Below are 22,520 nucleotides of genomic sequence, written 5' to 3' on the forward strand. Positions count from 1 at the left end.
CCTCAAAACGAGACCATCGAGCAGTCAAGTGTGTATGGGTGGCTTATTGTCACAGGGGACATTTCGAGAAATCGCGGGCAAAGACGTATTTCTTCCGAGATGCGATCGCATAGCGGTTGATCTCTGCCACTTCATCAAGAGAGAGGATATCGTTGTCGCTCTGAGAGACAAGACATATCGTCGGAGTCAGAGGAACTATCCTGACGTTTGAAAAGTTGTCAGGGACAATGAATTCACCTTCGCCTGCTTTGAGAATACCCCAACGGGCATCAGTCAATTGATCCCTAACAATGGCGAGATTCGTCTGGATGTTTGCTCCAGCCAAGTTTCGCCCTGGAATCGTCAGATCGGGGCGTATGAAGGCGATGTGATGCTTTTCCAGTAGCTCCTGTTGGTCCTTGGTGAGATTTCGCTCGGGAGTGATGTTCCCTTTAATTGGTTGATCTGCAATGGGTTGGGACTTTCGGTGCGCACGAATATTCCAGAGCGCGAAGAAATCATTGACTATAGGCTTCTCAAAGAAGCCCACATGTTTAACCCGCCCATCAATGATGGCCTCCGCCAAAGATTGAAATGCATCTTCGATCTCTCTCATGTACCCTTGCTCTGCTCGCTCATCCCACGCACGCATAGCACAAAAGAGTTCATCTTCTGGCTTTAGGCGAAATTGCTTTTTGCTCGAGGTGTAAGAGACGCATACGCGCCCATCTCTGCCGACAAATCGAGCGATAGAGGCTCGTGGGAATGTGTGCTGCTTCACGACGAGGCGATGGGGGTTTCCCTTTTGAGTTTCTTCAAATGTCATGGTCAAACAAAAGCCCTGCACATACAAGAAAGGTACCTCAACACATAGAGGGTGACAGCATCTTTACATGCTCACAGCTTATAGAAACTCAGACTAAAAGAGGACGCAATGAACATCAGTGCAGGAACTGATACAGCCAAAAGTCCGAGATGGAGCGTTGAATTGACGAAGGAACTGGTTACCGAGGTGTTCGGTAAGGAACAGTGGGCGAAGGCATTCCCGAGCGTCAGGGCCGTGACTGATAGGCCAGCCTTCTGTGGATATCACTACCATGAAGCCTTAGACATGATGAACAAGTACGTCAACTCAAATATGAAGGACGTTGGCTTATTCAGTATTTTCGGGAACAGTGACGAATTCAATGAGCTGATGCTGCAAATCAGTGCGAATGTAGTTGCATTCGTACAGAGTCTTCATGCGTTAACGGATTGCTGCTCCCACATGCTTTATCACACCCTAGCGCTTGAAAAGCATCCCAGCCCGCTAAAAGAGCGTGATATCAATGCCGCGCAGGTACTCAAGCGTTTGAAGCCGAATAGCAATACAGAGGATCTTGAGCATGGCAAGCTCTATACGTTGTTCAAGCAGATGACTACTGGCGAGGACTATCGATACCTGTGTGCGCTAAGCAACACGTTAAAGCACCGTAGCATGATTCTCCCGCAACTGAATCAGGACACTACCGGCACGCGGCAAGAGAAGTGGATTCTCTTCCTTGAACCATTCAAATACATGGGAAGTTCATTTGACAGAACAAATGTTCGCGAGTTCATGCGAAAGGAGCACGACCGAATTCAACCTTTGACGGTAGACATCGGTGTACAAATGAACGAAACTTTAAAGAGGCTCCGGCGTTGATGCGACGCCTGATCTAACGGCAATCTTGCTATCAGCTAACGTTCAGCAGGTCCATCTGCCCCGCATCATCCGCTGCCCTGTTCTGAGCCTTGATCTTGTCCCGGATGCGCTGAATCAGCTTGCCCATCCCGCGTGGGGTCATGCCATAGGCTCGTGCCAGTTCGTCCTTGTTGCGGCCGTTGAACTGGTCGTAAATCTCAAGTTCCTTCAGCGTGAGCTTGTACTGCACGTCCTTGGGGAATGACACCACCTGCCCGGCCCAGTAGGTGCTCAGGTAGTCCACCACGGACGAGGCCGTCACTGACGCGGCATCGGGTGCCGTATCCATTTCCATCAACTGGCGCGCGATCACGTCCTGCAGCTCCTGCAGCAGCTCGTGACGCTTGAGCGTCATCCGCGAGAGTTCCTGACTCACTCGTCGCTCTCCGCAGTGCGCAGCGGCTGCACAGCCGCCGACACTGAACGGCCCAGGATGGTCGTCAGGTCAGCCCAAGCGTTCCAATGCTTGTCAAAGCCAAGCTGCTGGTTCAAACAAGAATAAGCGCGGCTCAGTTGGGACAGGCTGCGCTCCTCCAGCGGCTGCTCCTGATGCAGTGCGAGCACCTCGTCGCACATGGTTTTCAGGTGGGCGGGCAGTGATCGCATGGCCCACTTCTTCAGCGTCTCGATCAGCGCATCCAAGGCGGCAGGCCGCCCCCAGCGCAGGTCGTCTACCTTGGCGATGCGCTTCACATAGGCCGCCAGTGCGCGCTCCGATGGGTCACGCACCTCGCCCAAGACATGCAGAAAAAGCCACAAAGCCCGCACCTTGCTGACTTGCGGCCCCACGGTTTGTGAACGGTCAGCAGCCTTTGGACGGACCTTGAAGCCCTTGCCCTTGAAGTGTTCCAAAACCCGCTCCATCGCTGGAACATCCATCGTGGTGAGCGATTCGGACTTTCCAACGGCGCGCAGGACGTCCCGGTATGCCAGCTCATCAAGGCCCGCCGTTCGTCCAAGCTCGCGCTTGGCCACATGGATCAGCTTGATCAATGTGGTTCTGCGGGCGTTGCCTGGTGTCTTGGTGGTTGTCATGTTGTGATGGGTATCAGGTGGCTTTCCAGAACCCCCGGCGGGGGCTCCAGAAAACCGGCTGTCAGTCTTGCGCCGCGCTTGGCGGTTTGGGCTCATGCCTGTCGCAGATGGCCGTGGCCGTCACCCGGAAGTCATACCGGCCACACTCCCAGCGCGGTCCTTCAGTGGGGGCCGCATGACCGGAAAACACCTCCGCGCCGTGCTTGCAGTTGCGGCAGCTCGGGCGTTGATTGGCAGTCTTGTAGCCAATAGCAGCTTGGCGCGATTGAATGCTCCCCATGGTCAGGCCTCCTCAACCTCGCGGGCGGCGGCTTTCAGCAGCGCATCCACCATCTTGTCAACCTCGCTGTCCACGGGCTTGACGACGCATTTGTCGCCCGAGTCCGTTACCTTGACACCGATCTTTTTCAGATCGTTAGCGCACAGGTTGGACAGTGCATCCTTGACGGGCTCTTCCTTGGTGCGGATCAGCACATCCACTTGGTCAGGGAAGTGCTTCTTAATGCGCGCAACAACCGCGTCGGCGTCGTCAAAGCTGAGAGAACCTTTGGCCTTCGCGTAACCGACTTTGATGCCTGCCAGTACTTGCGTCTTGGGCTTCACGAAGCATTCAGGGTGCTCCTCAACCAGGGCGCGCAGCTTGGCCTCTGACTCTGCCGCTTTGGCCAGGGCGCGCTTGATGGAAGGCAGATGCTCGCGATTCAGAGCGGCTTGAGCATCTCGCAGGGCCGTCACACGCTCGCTCAACAATGAGCGGGCCTGCGAATGCACCTCTGCGGCTTTGGTAATGGTGTCCAGTGCGGTAGACATGGGTGACCTTTCAATGTTTGGTGGTGGCCGCAGGGCCGAGCTGGCCCAGGGCGATGGCTTCAACGGCCTTGAGCAGCACAGAGGGAACCTCATGCAGACGGCCTGTGTTTGCTGCGGCAGACAGGTAAGCGCTCAACATCGCATTCAGCGATATGTCGACCAGCTCCTGCTGCCCACTGACGAACTCTTGGATGCCACGTGAAAGCACTTCCGTTCGGTTCAACAGCTCCTCGGTTGTCATGGAGACGAGACCTTTGTCCATGCGGCCTCCTCAGCAGCGGTAGCCACGGCTGGCGATACGCTGATAGTCCAACGCACCAGGCCGCAGAACCGGCGCAGGTTCAGGCCGGTACACCGGGCCATGCATCACGTTGATCTGCGGTGGCAGGGCCACGTTTGGCAGTTGCGCAGGTGCCTTCTTCGGCTTGTTGGGCGAGCCGATAGGACGGCCTCCGCGTTGCTCTCTGTGTTGAAGCTTGCTCATTTGGGTTCACCTCCTTTTCTCTGGGCGATCTGTTCACGCATGGCGCGCACTGTGGGGCTCATGCCTCCACGGGCAGGTGCAGGCGCTGCAGGCCGGGGCACTGGCGTCGGGGCTTGGACTAGGTCGGCCACGCTGGCCGGGCCATTGACACCGGCCGCACGCGGGCCGGTGCGCAGCTCGTGCTCCCGCTGCGCCTCGGCATCGGCTTCCTTCTTGTTGGTCATGCCCGAAAGAATGGCGAACAGGTACGAATGCCCCGTGAGCGGTAGCGTCAGGCGCTCCATGGCGCGGGCCGTCAGCATCTGCTCGATAGCCGCCGCCCAGTTCGCCAGCGGGGCCTCCCAGTCGCGGCCCTTGTAGTGGATGGACCTGGCCTCCAAGCCAGGCAGCAGCTGGGTGATCAGCTTCAGCTTCTTGGTGTTGGTCAGCCGCTGGCTGGGCGGCGTGAACAGCGTCAGGTACTGCAGCACCAGGCTGGACAGCGGCACGCTGATGGCGACAAGCCGGTCAAACGTCTTGTCTGACTCCAGCCGTCCCAGAATCTGCTCAAAGGTCAGCTCAGCGCTGCACACCGGGCAGGCGAGTTTCTCGGCCATTACCGCAGCCCCCCACACATGCGCTGGCCCAGCTCCATACCCTGCAGGTGCGCAGAGTCCAGCTCGGCCTGCCATTGCAAGGTGCGCGGGCTGTGGCCGCGCGACCTGCAGCGCCTGGGCAAAACCGGGCCAGACCAAGCGCCCGAGGTCAACCTGGTAGAGCGCACCATCGGCCAGCGCAGCACGCTAGGCCCCCGCACTGTGAAGGTGCCCGAAGGCATAGACCCCGGCTTTGAATACGCCCCCGGCAGCACCCGCCTGCGCACCGCTATCCCGCCCGAGCGGCCTGAGCCGCCCGTGCCCGGCAGCGCTGGCGGCAACGGCCTGCCCAACCTGCGCCCGTCGCTTCCGCTACCCGCGCCCCGCGTTGTTGCGCCCGAGGCCTTGCTCCCCACCGGCCTGCCGCCCGAGGCGTATGTGCAGGCATTCCTGGAACGCTCACGCCGATTGAGGGCGATGAAGCAGACCAGGGCGTGATTCGCCCGTACTTTGGGGCCAGCGAGACCAGCATGGTCACCCTGTACCGAAAGGTGGCCTTCAGCGTGGGCTACGCGGGCGTATCACCCGCAGGCACTTTGCCCGGCTTCACGCCACTGCTGCGCGCATGCGCGGCCAGCGCCACCAACACGCCAGCACCCGCGCCTACGCCCAACACCGTGTTCGCACCGGTGACAGACGACATTGAGTCGCTGTCCATCTACGCCACCATCGACAAGCGCCTGTACAAAATGGCCGGGGCACGGGGCAACGCCAAAGTGGTGTGCGATGCCAAGGCCATCCCCAAGTGGCAATTCGAGTTCACCGGCTCCTTTGTGCCGGTGGAAGACGTAGCCGCCATGCCCGCCGTCAACTACTCGGCGTTTCAGCGGCCGCTGGGCGTCAACAAGCTCAACACCACGTTCTCGATTGACGGCTACACCGCCGCCGCGAACTCCTTCCAGTTCGACTTCGGCAACCAGGTCGTCAAGCAGGACTTGATGAACGTGGACACCACCGAAATCACTGGCCGCACCTCCACCGGCAGCGTCACTTTCCGCGACACCGATGTAGCGACCAAAGACTGGCTGGCCATGGCCCGCACCAGCGCCAAAGTGCCCCTGCTGCTCAAGCACGGCCAGGCCGCCACCAACACCGTGTCGCTGTCCGTGCCCCTGGCGCAGATCGGCAAGCCCACGTTTTCTGAGGTGGACGGCATTCACATGATCACCGTGCCTTTCCGCTGCATTCCCTCCAACGCGGGGAATGACGAGTGGTCCATCACCGTCTGACCGGCGCATTTCTCGCCGGCGGATAGCCACCCCCACAACCCTTGCAACCCGATTTCAAACAGGAGAACTTTTATGGCCGTCGTCCTCGCATCCGTCGCTTTCTGGGCACCCGTCATCTACCGCTTGGTGGGTGACGAGGGCGAGCCCACCACCGTCAGCTTCCGCGCCCGCTACAAGCGCCTCAAAACCTCCGAGCGCAAAGACATGGACCGCCGCCTGGCAGCGGGCCGCATGGACGAACGCGCGCGCGAGCGGCTGCGGGCCCAGCTGCAGCTTTCCCACCTCACTGAAGACGACCGCTACGAAATCCAGGCACAGCTCGACGCCGTGCCCGCCAACGACAAAGACTTTCTCGACGCCGTGCTGGTGGACTGGGACCTGACCGACCTCACACACAACCGCATTCCCTACACGCCCGCCAACCGCGAGGAAGTGGTGGAGGAATGGGACGGCATCGAAGCCGCGCTGGTCACCGCCTACTTTGACGCAGGGCGCAAAGCCCGCCAGGCAGCGGAGATCGCAAAAAACTCCGCAGCGCCGTCCGCCACAGCCTGACGCGGCGCGGCGCTGAAAGCCCCCAGGAGGAACAAGCCGAGCTGCGCGAGCAATGGGCGTTGCTGGGGGCTGATCCAGACCAGGCCATGGCGGCGATGGCCGATGGAGCGCTGGAGCCGGAGCCCGAGGGGGACTTTGAACTCTCCCCCGAGGAGTGGCAGGGCTGGGAGGTCTTCGACGCCATGTGGACCAACTGGATCGTCGTTGCTGGCTGGGGCGGTGCCTACCGCCAGGGCCTCAACTACACAGCGCTGCCGACCGTCATGGACTTCCTGCAGGTCCCCCGCAAAAAGCGCCGCAATGTCTTCTGGATGGTTCGCATCCTCGAAGACGAAGCCAAAAAGCACCTGAACAAGCCCTAGAGCCCACCATCAAAGGAAAGACGCCCGCCCATGTCCAATGAATTCAACGTAGCGGTCAAACTGCAAGCGGACGCCTCGCAGTACACCGCCGAATTCACCAGGGCCGGGCGCACCGCACAGGCGTTTGCCGCAGAGCTGAATGCGGGCAGCTCTGCAGCGGCCGGGGGGCTGGACAAAGCCACCGCCCAGGCCCAGCGCTTCGGCGCGGCCACCAGCGCCGCCGCAGGCCAGGCCCAGCAGGGAATTGCAGCCGCTACCAGCGCCAACCAGGCCCTGGACGCTTCCATGGCCAAGGTCAACAAGACCGCCGCCAGCAACCAGCTCGGCGCATCTCTCAGCGCCGTTACCAAGGAAAGCCAAAGCGCATCGCAGGCGCTGGGCGCTGCTGACCGCCAGGCTCAGGCGCTGGGCGTCTCCGCCAAACAGACCGCCGCCGCCATGCGCGGTGTGCCCGCACAAATCACCGATATCGTCGTCAGCCTGCAGGGCGGCCAGGCCCCCATGACGGTGTTGCTGCAGCAAGGCGGCCAGCTGCGCGACATGTTCGGCGGCATCGTTCCCGCCGTGCGCGCACTCGGCTCCACGGCGCTCGGCCTGGTCAACCCCTTCACACTTGCCGGAGGGGCGGCAGCAGTGCTTGCGCTGGCCTACAAGCAGGGCTCGGCCGAGGCCGACGAGTTCCGCCGCGCCATCGTCATGTCCGGCAACGCAGCTGGCACCAGCGTAGCCCAGCTCTCCGACATGGCGCGGGCCGTCAGCGCCAACATCGGCACGCAAAGCGAAGCCGCCGCTGTGCTGGCCCAAATGGCCTCGGGCGGCCGTATCGCGGGCGACAACCTGCAGTACTTCACCGAGGTGGCCATGGGCCTGGAGCGCTACGTGGGCGTTCCCGTCAAGGCGACCATTGCTGACCTGGAAGAACTGGGCAAAGCCCCGCTGGCCGCCAGCGTCAAGCTCAACGAGCAGTACCGCTACCTGACGGTGGCCGTGTACGAGCAGATCAAGGCGCTGGATGAACAGGGCCGCAAGGAGGAGGCCGCCGCAGTGGCGCAAAACGCCTACTCGGATTGCACTTTGACGATTGAAGGATTGGAGACCAGAGAATGAGCTTTACCCATCACACTGCCTGCAGGCAGCGTGTGGGTCAATGGCTTGGCTCCGACACTGCAAACGGGCAAGAGGCAACGGTGGAAGCGGCGGTGACGGTAGCTACTACAACACGTCGCGGCCTGGAGGCTCTGGCAGTGGCGGCGGGGGCGGAGGCGGCGCCGGTTACGCGGGGTACGGCAATGGCACCGTCTACCAGTCCGGGGGGCTGGGCGGTGGGGTCGGTCTTTTGGGTATTGGAAGCAATGGCACAGGCGGCTCTTCCAACCTTTCGCCGCCCGCCTCTGGCGGCCACGGGTCCAACTTGGGAAATCCCATCGTCGGCGCGGGTTCTCTGGGATCACCGGGCGGCAATCTGCGTTACCGCAACCGGATTCCTGTTCTGCCCGGCGAGACGCTCACCATCACCTTGAGTTCAAGCGCGGCACCCAATGCCTCTGGCCAGGGCTCTGGCGCTCGAATCATGTGGGGCGGCGGCCGAAGCTACCCCGGTAATGCTGGCAACGCTGTACCCACCGGACAAGTGGTCATCACAGGAAACACCAATTGGACTGTGCCCGCTGGCGTGACAACGATCCACGCTGCGGCCCAAGAGGGCCAAATCGTCGTCAACGGGGTTGTCGTGTTACGAGCGGCCAATGGCGCACGGATCGGCGACGGCGGCGGCGATGGCGGGCAGCCTGGCCGAGAGGGTGACACCGGCACTGGCGGCGGTGGAGCTGGCGGCTATCTCGGCCCAGGCGGTCAGGGCGGCGCATACACGGAAGGCAGTGCGGGCAACTGGAACGGCTCTGGCGGCAGTGCAGGACAAGGCGGGGGCGGCGGGGGCGGCGGGTCCGCAAGCCGGGTCAACAAGGGCGCGTTCGGAGGCGGCAACAGCAACTATGACTACACCTATGCCGGTCCCGGTGGCGGCGTGGGCATATCAGGCATTGGCGATAGCGGCGGGGGCGGTTTTGGCGACTCCACCGCCAGTTCTGGCGGCGGCCGAGGATCACCCGATGTTTATGAGGGAGAAATGGGGGGCGGCTCGCCCGGACAGCGCGGCGCAGCTTTGGCCTGGAAGAACAACATCGCGGTAACGCCAGGCCAGGTGATCAGCGTCAGCGCAATGCGCGCCCGCATCATCTGGGGGCCTAGGGTATCTAGATGCGATCACAAACCCATCTGGCGTCTCTGATTTGGAGGCAGAGGGACTATGCATGGCGGCATTGACTCGCCTCTATAAGTGCTTCGGGCACAGTCAATCAAGGAAAGCATATCTACTCGACCCTCAAAAGATTCTCGGAAATGAACCAGGAGGGATGGACGCATTCAATCACTACAAGGCAGAGCGCAACAAGCATGTAGTTCATGACGAGAATGCGTTCTCACAAGCCTTTATCGGCGCGGCCATAAATGACGGGACCCACAGCCACAAAGTCGAGAGAGTGATCTCATTGGCGTGTGACATGCAGCTATTTACTGAGGAAAACTGGCGAAACCTGAGGCTGCTAACCAGCAAGACTTTGGAGTTCGTTATTGCAGAAACGGAACGTCTTTCAGCAGAAGTAAAGGCAGATCTTGAGCAGGAAAGCTACGAGGCTTTGGCGGCTCGTGAGCCAATCACCTACAAATCCCCTGTTGGGACCAATCCACTCAAACGTAGGGATCAAAGCCATCTCAATTGAGCGTTCTCGTCATCGATGGCTGGGATGCAATTACCTTTCAACTCTTGCAACGGATGGTGATGGGATTTATCACATCCGCTCCTGCTGAGTTTTCGCGCCGTGCTTCAGCTGTGATCGTTACCGCCGGCAGCGTGAGGGAGGTTTCCGGTGCCTGCGCTGCGGCATGCCCGCACAGCAGTGCAAGGCAGGCCGCAGCCACAGGAAAGAGGGCGGACGGTGGCGAAGTCTCGCCGGCAACGCGGTAGATCATGGAAGTCTGTGGAACAGAATAAAATGAGAATTGTTCTTATTTGATCGTTGGTGCGCTAACGGTTTTCGGACACGGTTAGCGGTTTTGAGGAGAAATATCGGTGGAACGGTACAGCGGTCAAAACAGCGCGTACGAAGAAGGCGGTGCTATCCCTGTGGGCGCTCACCCGCTGCTGCCCGAAGTGACGCTGCCTGCCGATTGGGCATGTATGGCACGGGTGCATGAGGTCGCGCAAGGCATCACGCTCACCTGCTGGAGCGGCAACCCGGCCAGCGATCTGGAGGTCAGCGCTAAGGGGCCGCCGATGTTCTGCATCGGTGTGTTGCTAGAGGGCCGCGCACGCATGTCGCTGGATGGTGGGCCTGTGCTGGAATTGCGCCCCGGCATGGCGGTGGTACAGACGGCAGCCCGGCCCGCTTCAGGGCGTTTTGCCATGCGCGGTGGTCAATCAAGCCGCATGGTGGACATCCGTTTTTCGCACGATGGATTGCAGCGGGCAGGAGGACGGCCGCTGGTGGCATTGCAGGGACGCTTTCTGCACGACTGCAGCCTAACCGATGCGCAGTGGCTGATGGGTGGGTTTCCCGCCCCGGCCGCCTTGCTGCGCGTGGCCAGCGATATCCTGACCTGCGAGTTCGCAGACGAGACCGTGCGCAAGCTCTACCTGCAGGCCAAGGCGCTGGAGGCGCTAGCCATCGTGCTGCAGACGGTGGGGCCTGCGGCACCTTCGGCATCGCATGCGCGCGAGAAGGTGCGTCTTCTGCAGGCCCGCCGACTACTCGACGAGCGCTTTGGCGAGGACTGGACCATTGTCCGCCTGGCCCGTGAGGTGGGACTGGGGGAGAAGAAGCTGCAAGCAGGATTTCGTGCCATGGCTGGCCGGTCGGTGCACGAGCATCTGCGCGAGGTGCGCCTGGCGGCGGCTGCAGCCTTGCTGGCCGATGGCGTCAGCGTGACCGAGGTGGCGGCGGCCACAGGTTTTGGCAGTCTGAGCCATTTCAGCAAGGTCTTCCGCGCTGAGCGCGGCGTGCTACCCAGCCAGTGGCGCGATGCACGGCCTATATAGAGACACATCCGTAGGTTCAGCCGGAATCGACGTCCGCTGTGGTGACGGTACGTTATTGACCGAATTCTGCCCCAAGGCGAGGGCAGCTGGCGGATCCCGGGATGCCCTTGTGGTCCCGCAGCTCTCTGTGGTCCGGAGCCCAGAGCTTAGAAGTCCTAGATAAGCCTAGCGCGCCTTCTCAACTCAAATCTCGGTCTGTTCATATAGCTCAAGAGCATCGTCAACCTCAATGCCAAGGTAACGGACAGTTGACTCGATTTTGGAGTGGCCAAGTAGTAGCTGGACCGCACGTAGGTTCTTCGTTCTGCGGTAGATGAGCGTAGCTTTGGTGCGCCGCATGGAGTGCGTTCCATAATCGGCTGGATCCAAACCGAGCTGCAGCACCCAGCGCTCAAGGATTCGGGCGTACTGACGCGTCCCGAGATGTGGGGACTTGTGGAGTCGGCTCGGAAAGAGAAAGTCTTCTGATTTCAGCTTGGCGTTCTTGATCCATTGCTGAAGCGCTTCACGGGTGGTCGCTGTTATCTCGAACTGGACGAGGTGACGCGTTTTGTGCTGCATTACCGTCGCTCGAGATGCGACTTGATCGCCATGGCAAACATCGCGGACCTTCAGGGCGACCAAGTCGCATCCGCGCAGCTTGCTGTCAATTCACAAGTTAAAGAGTGCAAGCTCGCGAACCCTGTTCTCCATCTGCAGGCGCACTCGCAGCGCCCAGATGTCTTTGGGCTTGAAAGGCGCCTTCTGACCAACGATCTTTCCCTTATTCCAAGGCTCGCGATGAACGACGGCTGCAGCGGATTCCATGATGGTCTCCTATCGAGCGGGGGGAGCAAAACCATGCGTCTTCCAGATGACGTTGTCCATGAGTGACCACTCTGGCTGTGTCGATTTTTGCTATCCAGCAAAGCGCCGGTTGATGTTCCTCAACGTCTGCTCTCGCTAACACCAGTCGTTCAACGGTTGTGTGTTGAGCGACAGCAACCAGCCAAATTCTGTTGAAAAACTCCCTACCTCCGTCTTGAACGATGTTTTAAGGGGGCCTTACCCCTTACCGAATGGGATGTCGTCGATCCTAGGGCGATTTGTGAGGTTGATTTTTCTGTCAACTTAGAGTAATCGGTAACTTCCGAGATTTTCAACAGAATTAACCTGAAGCCGTCACGCCGTAGGTCTGTTCTGCAGCGGGTGCCGTCATTGGCAGTCGCGCGCCGCGTTCACGGTGTCGCGCAGGAAGCGGTCGTCTGCCAAAGTGACGGCCAGCCGGCTTCAATGACCGGATTTGAAGGTGCTGCAGTCGTCCAGCTCAACAGGTCAAAGTGAATCGCCCCGGGGGTCAGTTCATTTCTGCGGAGGCTCCACACTCTGAGAGGATTGAGCCATGAGCAAGTCGAACAAGTTCTCACCCGAGGTGCGTGAGCGCGCGGTGAGGATGGTGCAGGAGCACCGTGGGGAGTACCCGTCGCTGTGGGCGGCCATTGAATCAATTGCCCCCAAGATTGGCTGCGTGCCACAAACCCTGAACGACTGGGTCAAGAAGGCCGAGGTCGACAGCGGCCATCGTGCTGGCATGACCATTTCGGATGCCCAACGAATCAAGGAACTGGAGCGTGAGGTCAAGGAATTGCGCCGGGCCAAGGACATCCTGAAGACGGCCAGCGCGTTTTTCGCTCAGGCGGAGCTCGACCGCCGACTCAAGTCGTGAAGGCCTACATCGACCGCTACCGTGCTGACTACGGGGTCGAGCCCATCTGCCGGGTGTTGCAGGTGGCCCCGTCTTGTTACTGGCGCCATGCAGCCCGGCAACGCAACCCCCAATTGGGCAGTGCACGCGCCCAGCGTGACGAGAGCTTGAAGGCCGACATCCAGCGCGTGTGGCACGCCAATTGGCAGGTCTACGGGGCGGACAAGGTCTGGCTGCAGATGAACCGCGAGGGCATCGTAGTGGCGCGCTGCACGGTCGAGCGACTGATGCGTGCCATGGGGTTGCAAGGGGCACGCCGTGGCAAGACGGTGCGCACCACCGTGCCGGACACATCGGCACCGTGCCCGCTGGACCACGTCAAGCGGCACTTCAATGCCAGCCGTCCCAACGAGCTGTGGGTGTCGGACTTCACTTACGTCTCGACCTGGCAGGGCTGGCTATACGTGGCCTTCGTTGTGGACGTGTATGCACGCCGCATAGTGGGCTGGCGGGTCAGCCGCAGCATGCAAACAGACTTCGTGCTGGATGCGCTGGAGCAGGCGCTGTATGACCGCCAGCCTACAGCCCATGCCTTGACGCACTACTCCGACAGGGGCAGTCAGTACGTTTCCATTCGCTACACCGAACGCCTGGACCAAGCAGGTATCAGGCCTTCCGTGGGTAGCCGGGGTGACAGCTACGATAACGCCCTGGCCGAGACCATCAATGTGCTGTACAAGGCCGAACTGATTCACCGCCGGGGACCTTGGAAGACCAGGCAATCCGTGGAATTGGCCACCCTGCAGTGGGTGCACTGGTTCAACCATGTCCGACTGCTCACGCCGATTGGGGGCATCCCTCCGGCAGAAGCTGAGGCAAACTAATGGAGGCAACTCGCCGTCAGCGACACCTCGCCAGAGGCGTCAACTTAAACCAACCGGCCTCCTCAAAACCCGGGGCGCTTCATACTGCAGGCGGCCCGAGATGTGAGCCGGAACATCGCAGGGTTCGAGCAATAGGGGGATGACGTATATGTCGGTTGGCTGCTTGTATCTGAGACGCTCGATGGCATCGTTTGCCTCGCGCTGCACAAAGCCTCGTTTGTCGACGCTTCTCTTGCTCAGAAGCAAGACAACTACATTGGCTTCACTGAATGCACGCTCAATTTCTGCCTCCCAGTTTTGGCCGGGAAGTAATTTTTTGACGTCCATCCAGGGCTCCGCTCCCTCTTGGGCGAGGAGCTCGTAATACTGCAGGGCGCGACCCCTATCTTCCTTCGCGTAGCTAACGAATACCTTCAAGGCCAAGAGATGCCTCCAAGAAGCCGGTAGGGGACTGTAGGTCTAACGTCGGAGTTGACCGGCACGCAGCGGCAAGGCGCCGCGAGACGTATGCTCCCGCGCACGGCTTGCGGCGCCTTGCCGCTGCGTGTCCGCGTCGAACCAGCATTAGTGAGAGAACTAAACCAACCACCGGGCAGGGGAATGCCAGTGAGAGAACATAACCACCGGAAGCCGTTGGTGCGATTGGGTTCGTTGCCCTGACCGCTTTCGCGAACCGGGAATTCCGCGATTGGCGGGGCAATCTGGAGTTTCGGCCAAGAAGCTGGCGTCGGAGGCGGGTCGAATTCGGGATTCTTTGCCGGGTGGCGGCCGCGAAATCTCACATTTCCGCCTGGCGATTTCTGCGAGGTTGGCTGGGCGCAACAACGGGGCGCTCCGGGTACCCCGCCGCCACACGCTCCCCTTAGTTCTCGAGCGCCAGCCTCGCGAGCTTCTCCAGCACGCTCATCTTCGAATTGTCGCCACCGACCAGGACTCCGTTGGTCATGGTGTGCAGGTACAGCTGCACCAGAGGCAGGTCCAAGAGGCCGGCCATCGTGAGCGCCCCACCGGCACCGTAGTGCATCACGTCTCGCATTCCGGAGAGCGCATCGCCCGAGCCGCTGACACCGCCCTCTGGGGGCACGAACACCCGCACGTACGTCCCGCAGTCCTGCACGGGCATGCGCAAGCCCACCCGCTCGCCGTGCTTTGCGTGCTCGGGTTTGAGCATGGAGATGTAGTACGGGAGCAGGTTGAACTCGCGCCCCTTCGACAGAAATCGTGCCTTGCTTCCTTCCTCACGCCGCTCGGCGAGGTGGCCGTCCTGAGCGGCAATGGCGTGCTCGATGCCTTCGTAGGCGTCGTTCAGGATGATTTTGGGAACAAAGGCGCCAGCCCAGACGGTCAGGCGCTCCCTGGTGGCTTGGTCGACCACCCAGAACTGGCCGTCGCGGACGGCGTCCTTGCCTTGCTCCTGCAGGAAGTCGTACTCGAACACCAGATCCAGCACTGCGCCGCTGTTGCCCCAGGGCGTGCGGCGCACGCGAACAACTTCGATGGTGTCGCCGAGCACGCGCACGTCGACCGCGGCAATGGTTTGCTCAGGGTCCGCGCGGCCGGGGAGGCGCGTGCGACGGGTAGCCAGCAACGTGAGGCTCGCCGGCGTACCGGGCGGCATGGAAGGCACCATGACCGGCTTGCGACCGAGGAGCACTTCCTTCAGGGACAGCTCCACCAGGCAGCGCTTCAGGGCCTCCTGCAGCTGTCGGCCTTCTGCGTTGTCAGCCTTGCCCGGCCGAAGGGACGCCAGGTCCTTGGGACCGTAGTCAAGGCCTTGTGTCGCCACCACGAAGGTGTCACGGGCGAGCAGGTGCCGGTACTTGGCCTCCGTGTAGGGGTCAGCCTTGCCTTCGCCTTTCGCCAGCGCCGTATAGGCGGCTGACGTCTTCGCGGGCTGAAGCTCGGTGGACGGTGCCTTGGCCAACCGGACGCTCCCCAGGTCCTCGTCACCCTGGCCGTTCAGGAAGAGGTAGTTGACGTTGGGCAGGAGCTCGTCGGGAACCGCGGCGGCCACTTGCAGGTCAGGTGCAGGAAAGTGAGTCTTCTTGCCGCCGGCGATGTGGTAGCCCGGAAGGTACTCAGGGAAGCGCGCCAGCGGCGCCAGCGCGTCGGCGTCCAGCGCTTCAGCCGTGGCGTTCACCACGGTCAGAGGCTGCTGCAGGCTGGCCAGCGGCTCTAGCGGGATGTAGGCGTCATCCACGCAGTGCGTGGCGGCGAAGGTCTCGCGTGCGAACGGGACGCCAGCCTTGGTGAAGAGCCGGATGGCGAACTCGGTCAGAAGGTTCAGGTAGTAGAAGCGCGACCGGCGAATCTTGTCTGTGTCGAGGCTCAGCCCCTCCATCGGCGACTTGCGACCGTCCTGCTCGAAGAATTCGTCTGGAACGATGCGGGTCACGCCAACGAGGAAGCCCTCGCCGGCGCTGGCCAGTCGGGTAGCTGCCGCCGTCTCGGCGGACGCGGTGGCTTTGCGTGAAAACCGCTTGGCGGTGACATCACAAAGCAGGAGTCCGTGCTTCGTGTTGACCGAGTACTCCGCCTCCGCCAGCTGCAGGTATTTTTTCGAAGCCTGGCTGGCGCTTCCCAAATACACGCCGGGTCCGAACCCGCCACCGACGAACGTGTCCTGCGCATCCAGGGCAGACGATTCAATCAGCTCTTTCAGCAGCATCAGCTCGATGAACTTGCCCGGGCTGCCTGCCACGGCGTCCAGCATCGTCTGAGCGTCGAGCCTCGGCCGCGGTCCCAGGTACCACGCGTCCTTGCTGGACATGGAGAAAGACAGCTTCAGGGCTGCGTCGCCGTCAAGACCCAGCTCCTTGGCAATCTGCACTCGCACGAGCTTCGCGCGGTGTCGGAAGAAGCTCACCCCCTTGGGCGAGTCCTCCGTCGCTCTTGGCAGCGGGATAGCAATCGGGACCAGCAGGCTGCCCTGGGTGGCCTGCCACCTCGCAAGTGCACGGGCGGCCTCGGCGACAGGCACGGTGAACCGCAGCGCGCTCAGGCGGGCGTGCGCAACCTCGTTGGGGTCAAGACGGCGAATCGGCATTACTTCCCCAGAACCGCTTCGCGGAGGTTGGCGTTTGGCATCCACAGGTCGGTGCCGGTGTTCGGCACGTACAGGGACATGAACCGAATGGTTCCGGCCGGCGGCTTGGTCACCGCAAACTTGTGGGCGCCAAAGAGGTTCACGTACAGCGCATGTACTTTGTGGTCGGGAAGGAGCTCGCGCAGGCGCTGGTGCTTCTTCTCGGCTTCTTCCTGGAGCTGCTGCTTCTTGAAGCTGTCGGTGCTGCGCGCCCAGTTCTTCAGGTCCACAGCCACCAGCACGCCGGGCTGCGGCACGAGGTAGTAGTCGAACAGCTGGTAGAGCTCCGCGTAAAGCGGGTGGTCCGCAAGGGGCAGGTACTCGACCGGGCCGCCACCCAGCTGCAGGCTCTTCGGCCACACATTGAACTGGGCTCCGATGTACTGCTCGAACTCCAGCTCCGCGACGTACCCCTTCATGATTTCAGTCACGAACCAGGGCTGCGGCAGCAGGCGCTTGGTCTTGTCCGCGAGCTTGAAGCCGCGCCACTCCTTCAGCAGGCCTTGCGTGCTGGACGACAGCTGGCTGATGAGCCCTTCCGGCGCCACCATGCCAATCCAGTTGTAGGCGTCAGCACCGTCCGCAGCGTCCGTGATGACCCGCTCCACCATGCCCGCGGCACCGAAGTCGACGGTGTACGCGTCTGCCATGGCTGGCACCTCGACGAAGCAGCCGTCCCGGTACTCTGCGGGCATCCCGGCAGCTGCGAGCTTCTCCAGGTACTTCAGCGGGTCGCTGAACATCAGCGAATCGAACATGCGCTGCCAGGTCGTGCGCGCTGCCGGGTCGGAACGGAAGCGCGCCGGCGTCTGGCTGGTGAACTTCCGGAATGCGACTGCCTTCTTGAGGCTGTCCCGGTGGTCGGCCTGCCGCTTGTCGTCAGAGGGGAAGATGCCGGTCTCGATGTTGTGCACGCGAATCTGCTCCAGCACCGCGCGCTGGGCGGGCGACGCCCGCTTTCGCAGCTCCGGCGCATGCCGCAGTCCCAGGTGCACCATGCGTGCCGCTTCTGAGCTCACGTACAGGTGCTGCGTCGGCATCTGCTCGTTGGAGCGCTCGCCGCGCCCCAGCGCCTGAAAGACGGTTCGCGTGATGTCGATGAAGTGCTCCTTGCGCAGCCGGCGCCACTTGTTGCGCGAGTACTCGAACAGCAGGTCGCCCTTCGACATGGACGCCCAGTTCTCGTTCTCGTCCCGAATCACCTGGGCGAAGCTCTGGAACATCTCCATCGAGAAGCCTGCGGACCCAGGGCGCGTGTGCCGGGTGTAGTACGGGTCGTTCAGCAAGCAGAACAGCTCAAAGTCCTGCTTCTTGCCGTGGTGGCGGGTCAGGAAGTTGATGCCGCGCGACGCTGACTTGTAGGCAGTCCACAGCAGCAGCTTCTTGTTGCTGATGTCCAGGGCCTTCTCGAGGTCCTCGCTGAATAGGCCCTTGTCATCCTCTTCCTCGAGCGCGCCCGTCTTCGTCTTGTCACGCTTGCGGAAGCGCGCGGCGGAGTACAGGACGACCGTGATGTCGTCGGTGGGCCCGAAATCACGGTAGCTGGGAAGCGCGCGCGGGTGGATGGTGAAGAGCTCACCCGTCGTGTCGTTCTGGGTCACCAGCCCGGTATGCTGGTTGGCCAAGCGCATCAGGCACTTGCGCACGTGCTGCGTGGTCTGGCACAGGACCAGGCCCGAGCGCATCGACGTGGACAGCATCTTGTCGAGGCTTGCCACCAGGCCGGTGAGTTCGTCGCGCTTGTAGCTGTTCATCTGCGCATAGCCGGGCTCATCCTTCTTCGGCCTTGCGTCTTCGAACACCTGCAGCAGGCCCTTGAAGCTGCGAGAAACGGCGAAAGTTCGTGCCGGGTCGCGGTCGTCCAAGATGACGACTTTCCGCTCACGCCGTTTGAGCTGCTTCTCGGCATGAGCGGACACCACCTCCAGCTCGTCCTCTCCCATTTCGGCGAACAGGCCGCCGCGGGATTCCAGGCACCGCTTCAGGTGCTGCGTGTTGAAGGCGCCAGACGACGCGGACTGAAGGCCGCCGGTGGCGCTCATCAAGTACACGCCGTTCGTGCGGCCGAGTGCGTGAACGATGTCTTCTTCGGGGGTAGCACGCAGCGACGTGATGGTCAGCGTCAAGCTGACGTCCGCCGTCATGTTGTATTCCTCGTGCTGGTTCCGGCTCTCCTCGAGCGTGACCACGCTCTTGGTGTCCTTGAACAGGAACGTGTCCGTCAGCAGCTCCTTGTCGCTGGTCTCAGCCGCGAGGCCTTCCTCCGTCGCGCGACCATCGAACAGACGACGAACGTCGGAGCGGAAGCGGTCCAGGCTCGGGTAGCGCTCCTGGTCGGTCTTGGACATCTCGATGGCGTTCTCGCCGCTGGTGGCGGCCAGCACCGACGCCATGAAGACCACCAGGTTCAAGTAGTCGAGCAGCGTGAACGCGTCCGCAGGCACGTCGCCGTCGTGGTAGTCCAGCCGAATGGTCTGGTGGGCGGTGTCACGGGTCAGCTGCACTTGGCGCAGGAACTCCGTGTCCATGACGCTGGCGGATTCTGTGAAGAACGTCTGCCCGGGCTGGTCCAGGACCTCGCCGTAGGTCGACCGGCTCATGGTAAAGAACTTCTTATTGGCGACCAGCTCGTGCAGGTCCCGGAAGGTCTCGTAGGCGGTGCTGCCCTGGCGCGTGATGGTGAGGACGTAGTCTCGGATGCGCTTGAGGACCCGGGCCTTCTGCCGGAACCGCTTGAAGTCGGCGTGGGCGTCGTTGCGGTCATGGAGCTGCGCAAGGACCAGCAGCAGCTCGTTGTCATCGAACCGAGTGGCCGTTGCCGGTGCCTGGGCGGTCAGGTGCTTGCGCAGGATTTCCACCCGGCGCGCGTCGTTGATGTACTTCGCGCTGGTGCGGGACACCTCCATCGCGAATTCATCCTCGACGGCCTTGCTGACTAGTGCGAAGTGCTCAAGGTGGTCGTACACCTTCGTGGCCAGGGCGAGGTCCGTCGGGCCGTCGCGCCGCAGCTTTTCGAAGGCCATGGGCCAGCGCAGGTCGAAGTACTGGAAGAACTCGGAGATGACCAGGTTCAGGTCGTTGCGCCCGCCGGAGTTCACCACGGACTTGCGCTGGTCGAAGAGGTACCAGTAGGAGTCTTCTTCCTCGTCGACGAAGGTGACGACGCGGGCGGAGTCCGGCCGGCCAGAGACCAGCCGGCCGAAGTAGCTGCCGTCCCGGTTCAGTTCTTCCAGGAAGAGCGGCAGGTTGTCGTACTTGTGCGCCTTGAAGCCGCCCTTGCCGTCAGGACCGTAGACCTGGTGGCCGACCTGCGCCTTGGAGGCGGTGCTAACGATGACGCCCGGGTTGTCGAGGAAGGCCTGCAGGGGGTGCAGCCGGCGAACCAGTTCAGCGACTTCCTTCGCCCGCATGAACCGGTCGGCGTCCTGCTTCAAGTGGCGCGTCTCGACGTCCAACTTGATGAGACGCCAGACCAGGCCGTCCGCCAACGTGCGGGCCCGCTGTGCGGCCTTGATGTAGGCCGTTCGGGTGTCCTCGTACGTGTCGTCCGAGGTGGCCATGGTCAGGAAGTTTGACTTCTCGCAGTAGAGCGCCTTCTGCCGGAGCTCGTTGACCCGCGCGCGAACGCTCTTGTCCGTGTCGGCGTGCTTGACAGATGTCTCCAGCCGCGGGAACAGGTTCTGGTGCCGCTCGAGCCAGCCGACGAGCGCCAGGCAGGCTTGGAAGAAGCTGCGGTCGTTCAGGTGGTACTCGATTGAGTACAGGCGGTGCATGGGAATGGCGAAGCCCCGCTCCTTGATGGCGGCTTCGATTTCGTCGGCGTACTCGCCCACCTTCTGGTGCTTGGCCAGTTCGTCGCTGAAGCCGGCAACGAGCGACTGCAGCGGGGCGATGAACACCGGGATGACATCGCACTTGGTGAACAGCTCGATGCTGAACGCCGCGGCGGTGTAGGTCTTGCCGAACCCGGTGTACCAGTTCAGCAGTTTGACGAAGGGACGCTCAGAGGCCTTGAGATACGGCTCCTTGAAGCCTCTCTGGAAAATAGCGCTGGCGGTCCTGGGGATCTTGAAGCTCATTTGGCTTCCTCCTCGTCCCCGTTTAGCGAACCAGAGAACGCATTTTTCGTCCCCCGGGGCACTGACTCCGCATAGTCGATGTCCAGGAGCAGCGCCCGGCAGGCCCGGATGTAGCGCTCCTTGCCGTCCTTCCCGTTCCGGGTGACCCAGCGGGCAAGCGTGGTGAGCCCGCCGTACGCGACTAGACCGAGCTTCGCCAGACCATCAAGGAGGTCCTTCCCGGCCCCGGCGCTAATCAGGTAAGGGCTGTGCCGCGGCATGACGAAGTTGATGGGCGCGTCGTCGTCCCGAGCGTCCATCCGCAGGGAGACGCAGAAGCTGTTCACGAGCTCCTGCGCCTTCTCTGCGCGCTCATCGTCCAGGCCTCTCGGCATGATGGGCTCGACGTCTTCAATGCGCGATACCAGCGCTCGCTGCAAGCCATCGTCCTGGAGCAAGGCGAGTTGCTTGCGCGCCGGCAGCAGGATGAACGACTGCGGGTCGTCGGCGTTCAACTCTGTCGACAGGTTCTCGAACGCGCGCAGGCTGAGCTTCTCGCCGGTCTTTCGCATACCGAGCGCCTGGTCGACGACCTCCCGCGGAACGCGGTCAGCCAGGACATGCGCGGACACCGCGCCCCAATGCACCATGACATCAGGCCGTTCTGAGTCGAACACCTGCATCCGACGGACGGTGTCCTCCGGAACCATGTAGTTCCGGTTCCGGACGATGCGGTTGCGACGGCGCAGCAGCTTCGCGGTTTCGTCGCGGGTCAGCTCTCGCGTGGCAATCTGAGGAACTGCTCCACCCGTCGACCGCAACGTCTGCAACTGCCACCGGTACCGCTTTGTGGGCGAGCACACCCAGTCCAGGCCGTCCAGCTCAATCGGCGATGCGGGCTCCAGGTGGCTGTCCTCCATCAGGTTCACGAGCTCGCGCCAGCACTGAAGCTCGTTGCCCCGTGCCACTTCGGCCGCCGAGTACGGTCCCGGGTCGCAGTCCAAGACGACAAGCTCGCTGTTGAGCGGGTCGTCTGGGTGTCCCTCCGGATGGGGGTTCTGAAGGCAGTACTGAATTGCGGCCACGCCGTCGACGATTGCCTGGTGCTCGGATTCCTCGAACCGCCGGCGCACGCGTTCGGCAGCGGTCACCGCGGCGCGCAGCTGGCTGGAATCATCCATGTCCCACACAATTTCCAGCAGCGGCACGCGTCGGCCAACTGCGTTGTGGGCCTCGAGGAGGGGCTGTTGGATGCCCAAGGCGCCCGGCATGAACACGAACCGGTAACTCCGGAGCCCCTTCGCCTTGATGTCGCCAAGGAAGTAGTCGGAGATGACGTCTACCGCGTCGTCCCAGTCCTCGAGCTCGCGATTCAGCCAGGTGGCGGCATGGAAGCGAAGGGAGAGGGGCTTCTTCGTGGAAACTGACCCGCCCTCATGCCAGCTCTTGAAGCCGGCGAGTTGCGCGGCGAGCTGGAGGGCGTTGGTGTGCTTAAGTGCGATGCCCCGGGCCTGCAGGGCCGCTCGCAGCTGCTTTGCGAGCGCCTTGACCTCAGACCCGGGCTGCAGCCCGAGGTCGCGAACGATTGCCAGTGCGTCAGCGCTGGAGAACCGAGGGGTTTTGAGTTGGACGAAGGTCCACAGCGCCATGGCGCGGGACTCGTCATCGAGAGGATGGGCGGCGTAGGCCGCAGAGGCAATGGCTGTCACTGATGAGCTCCATACGGAAAGCCACTCGGGACGGCACGCGTTGTCCGGCTTTCCTGAAACTCACCAAGCCGGGATTCGATTCGGTACTACCAACTGGCTTTGCCGGTTGCTCGGGGCCGCACCACCGAGCTAGCGTGCACTGACAGGCGCCAACTTGCCTACGATTCGGCTACGAACCGCGCTTTGATATTACTG

At 61.9% G+C, this 22,520-nt stretch carries 22 protein-coding genes, 1 pseudogene and 1 other annotated feature; of the genes and pseudogenes, 10 read left to right on the forward strand and 13 right to left on the reverse strand.

Annotated features, from left to right (window positions below):
* Window positions 1-49: 49 nt before the first annotated feature.
* On the reverse strand, window positions 50-805 hold the full coding sequence (locus AACH87_RS21985) for a hypothetical protein (RefSeq protein ID WP_338797923.1): 756 nt from the start codon (window positions 803-805) through the stop codon (window positions 50-52).
* Between the two features lie 108 nt (window positions 806-913).
* Between AACH87_RS21985 and AACH87_RS21990 the strand changes: the two genes are divergently transcribed.
* Complete coding sequence (locus tag AACH87_RS21990) at window positions 914-1,663, forward strand: hypothetical protein (RefSeq protein ID WP_338797922.1); 750 nt, start codon at window positions 914-916, stop codon at window positions 1,661-1,663.
* A 31-nt stretch (window positions 1,664-1,694) separates the two neighbouring features.
* On the opposite strand, the gene AACH87_RS21995 is transcribed toward AACH87_RS21990, so the two are convergent.
* The 6 genes from AACH87_RS21995 to AACH87_RS22020 all read right to left on the reverse strand — a co-directional run bounded on the left by AACH87_RS21995 (window position 1,695) and on the right by AACH87_RS22020 (window position 4,627).
* Window positions 1,695-2,057, reverse strand: a complete 363-nt coding sequence (locus AACH87_RS21995; RefSeq protein WP_338797921.1) for a Mor transcription activator family protein — start codon at window positions 2,055-2,057, stop codon at window positions 1,695-1,697.
* A gap of 17 nt (window positions 2,058-2,074) precedes the next feature.
* Window positions 2,075-2,737, reverse strand: a complete 663-nt coding sequence (locus tag AACH87_RS22000) for a regulatory protein GemA (protein ID WP_338797920.1) — start codon at window positions 2,735-2,737, stop codon at window positions 2,075-2,077.
* Window positions 2,738-3,019: 282 nt separating this feature from the next.
* Window positions 3,020-3,547, reverse strand: coding sequence for a host-nuclease inhibitor Gam family protein (locus AACH87_RS22005; protein WP_338797919.1), 528 nt, complete (start codon window positions 3,545-3,547; stop codon window positions 3,020-3,022).
* 10 nt (window positions 3,548-3,557) lie between these two features.
* Window positions 3,558-3,809: a hypothetical protein gene (locus tag AACH87_RS22010; protein ID WP_338797918.1), complete on the reverse strand. Its 252-nt coding sequence runs from the start codon at window positions 3,807-3,809 to the stop codon at window positions 3,558-3,560.
* Between the two features lie 9 nt (window positions 3,810-3,818).
* Window positions 3,819-4,031, reverse strand: coding sequence for a hypothetical protein (locus AACH87_RS22015; RefSeq protein WP_338797917.1), 213 nt, complete (start codon window positions 4,029-4,031; stop codon window positions 3,819-3,821).
* Window positions 4,028-4,627 carry a hypothetical protein gene (locus AACH87_RS22020; RefSeq protein WP_338797916.1) on the reverse strand — a complete coding sequence of 200 codons (600 nt, stop codon included), beginning with the start codon at window positions 4,625-4,627 and terminating at the stop codon, window positions 4,028-4,030. The genes AACH87_RS22015 and AACH87_RS22020 overlap by 4 nt, the downstream gene beginning before the upstream one ends.
* 18 nt (window positions 4,628-4,645) lie before the next feature.
* Here AACH87_RS22020 and AACH87_RS22025 point away from each other — a divergent pair, with 18 nt between their 5' ends.
* The 7 genes from AACH87_RS22025 to AACH87_RS22055 all read left to right on the forward strand — a co-directional run bounded on the left by AACH87_RS22025 (window position 4,646) and on the right by AACH87_RS22055 (window position 9,589).
* Entirely contained in the window at window positions 4,646-5,104 is a 459-nt protein-coding gene (locus AACH87_RS22025) for a hypothetical protein (RefSeq protein WP_338799256.1), read from the forward strand.
* Window positions 5,101-5,895, forward strand: a complete 795-nt coding sequence (locus AACH87_RS22030) for a hypothetical protein (RefSeq protein ID WP_338799257.1) — start codon at window positions 5,101-5,103, stop codon at window positions 5,893-5,895. Before AACH87_RS22025 ends, AACH87_RS22030 begins: the two co-directional genes overlap by 4 nt.
* Window positions 5,896-5,967: 72 nt before the next feature.
* Window positions 5,968-6,450: a phage tail assembly chaperone gene (locus AACH87_RS22035; RefSeq protein ID WP_338797890.1), complete on the forward strand. Its 483-nt coding sequence runs from the start codon at window positions 5,968-5,970 to the stop codon at window positions 6,448-6,450.
* A 59-nt stretch (window positions 6,451-6,509) separates the two neighbouring features.
* The gene (locus AACH87_RS22040) at window positions 6,510-6,812 is read left to right on the forward strand and encodes a DUF1799 domain-containing protein (RefSeq protein WP_338797889.1); all 303 of its coding nucleotides are present in this window, start codon (window positions 6,510-6,512) and stop codon (window positions 6,810-6,812) included.
* 30 nt (window positions 6,813-6,842) lie between these two features.
* Window positions 6,843-7,919, forward strand: a complete 1,077-nt coding sequence (locus AACH87_RS22045; RefSeq protein ID WP_338799258.1) for a phage tail length tape measure family protein — start codon at window positions 6,843-6,845, stop codon at window positions 7,917-7,919.
* Window positions 7,920-7,959: 40 nt separating this feature from the next.
* The gene (locus tag AACH87_RS22050) at window positions 7,960-9,099 is read left to right on the forward strand and encodes a hypothetical protein (RefSeq protein WP_338799259.1); all 1,140 of its coding nucleotides are present in this window, start codon (window positions 7,960-7,962) and stop codon (window positions 9,097-9,099) included.
* 22 nt (window positions 9,100-9,121) lie between these two features.
* Entirely contained in the window at window positions 9,122-9,589 is a 468-nt protein-coding gene (locus AACH87_RS22055; RefSeq protein ID WP_338799260.1) for a hypothetical protein, read from the forward strand.
* 37 nt (window positions 9,590-9,626) lie between these two features.
* Here AACH87_RS22055 and AACH87_RS22060 read toward each other — a convergent pair whose 3' ends face one another.
* Window positions 9,627-9,839, reverse strand: coding sequence for a hypothetical protein (locus tag AACH87_RS22060; RefSeq protein ID WP_338799261.1), 213 nt, complete (start codon window positions 9,837-9,839; stop codon window positions 9,627-9,629).
* Between the two features lie 100 nt (window positions 9,840-9,939).
* On the opposite strand from AACH87_RS22060, the gene AACH87_RS22065 reads away from it, so the two are divergent.
* The gene (locus AACH87_RS22065) at window positions 9,940-10,905 is read left to right on the forward strand and encodes a helix-turn-helix domain-containing protein (protein WP_338799262.1); all 966 of its coding nucleotides are present in this window, start codon (window positions 9,940-9,942) and stop codon (window positions 10,903-10,905) included.
* Window positions 10,906-11,088: 183 nt separating this feature from the next.
* Here AACH87_RS22065 and AACH87_RS22070 read toward each other — a convergent pair.
* Window positions 11,089-11,712: pseudogene (locus tag AACH87_RS22070) on the reverse strand (tyrosine-type recombinase/integrase).
* Window positions 11,713-12,286: 574 nt separating this feature from the next.
* Between AACH87_RS22070 and AACH87_RS22075 the strand changes: the two are divergent.
* Window positions 12,287-13,473 (forward strand): IS3 family transposase gene (locus AACH87_RS22075; protein ID WP_338799263.1). Its coding sequence is split into 2 segments (ribosomal slippage): window positions 12,287-12,575 and window positions 12,575-13,473, totalling 1,188 coding nucleotides; the frame shifts between segments, so codons are not numbered across the junction.
* Window positions 12,565-12,681, forward strand: a sequence feature (AL1L pseudoknot). (Overlaps the previous gene by 117 nt.)
* Window positions 13,474-13,512: 39 nt before the next feature.
* On the opposite strand, the gene AACH87_RS22080 is transcribed toward AACH87_RS22075, so the two are convergent.
* From AACH87_RS22080 to AACH87_RS22095, 4 genes are all read right to left on the reverse strand, one after another.
* Window positions 13,513-13,896, reverse strand: a complete 384-nt coding sequence (locus tag AACH87_RS22080; RefSeq protein ID WP_338799264.1) for a toll/interleukin-1 receptor domain-containing protein — start codon at window positions 13,894-13,896, stop codon at window positions 13,513-13,515.
* Between the two features lie 439 nt (window positions 13,897-14,335).
* Entirely contained in the window at window positions 14,336-16,519 is a 2,184-nt protein-coding gene (locus AACH87_RS22085) for a hypothetical protein (protein WP_338799265.1), read from the reverse strand.
* Window positions 16,519-20,637 (reverse strand): hypothetical protein, encoded by a 4,119-nt coding sequence (locus AACH87_RS22090; RefSeq protein ID WP_338799266.1) that lies wholly within the window; start codon window positions 20,635-20,637, stop codon window positions 16,519-16,521. The genes AACH87_RS22085 and AACH87_RS22090 overlap by 1 nt, the downstream gene beginning before the upstream one ends.
* Entirely contained in the window at window positions 20,634-22,325 is a 1,692-nt protein-coding gene (locus AACH87_RS22095) for a glyoxalase superfamily protein (RefSeq protein ID WP_338799267.1), read from the reverse strand. The genes AACH87_RS22090 and AACH87_RS22095 overlap by 4 nt, the downstream gene beginning before the upstream one ends.
* Between the last annotated feature and the right edge of the window lie 195 nt (window positions 22,326-22,520).

The organism is Acidovorax sp. DW039 (assembly GCF_037101375.1).
GTDB lineage: Bacteria > Pseudomonadota > Gammaproteobacteria > Burkholderiales > Burkholderiaceae_C > Acidovorax.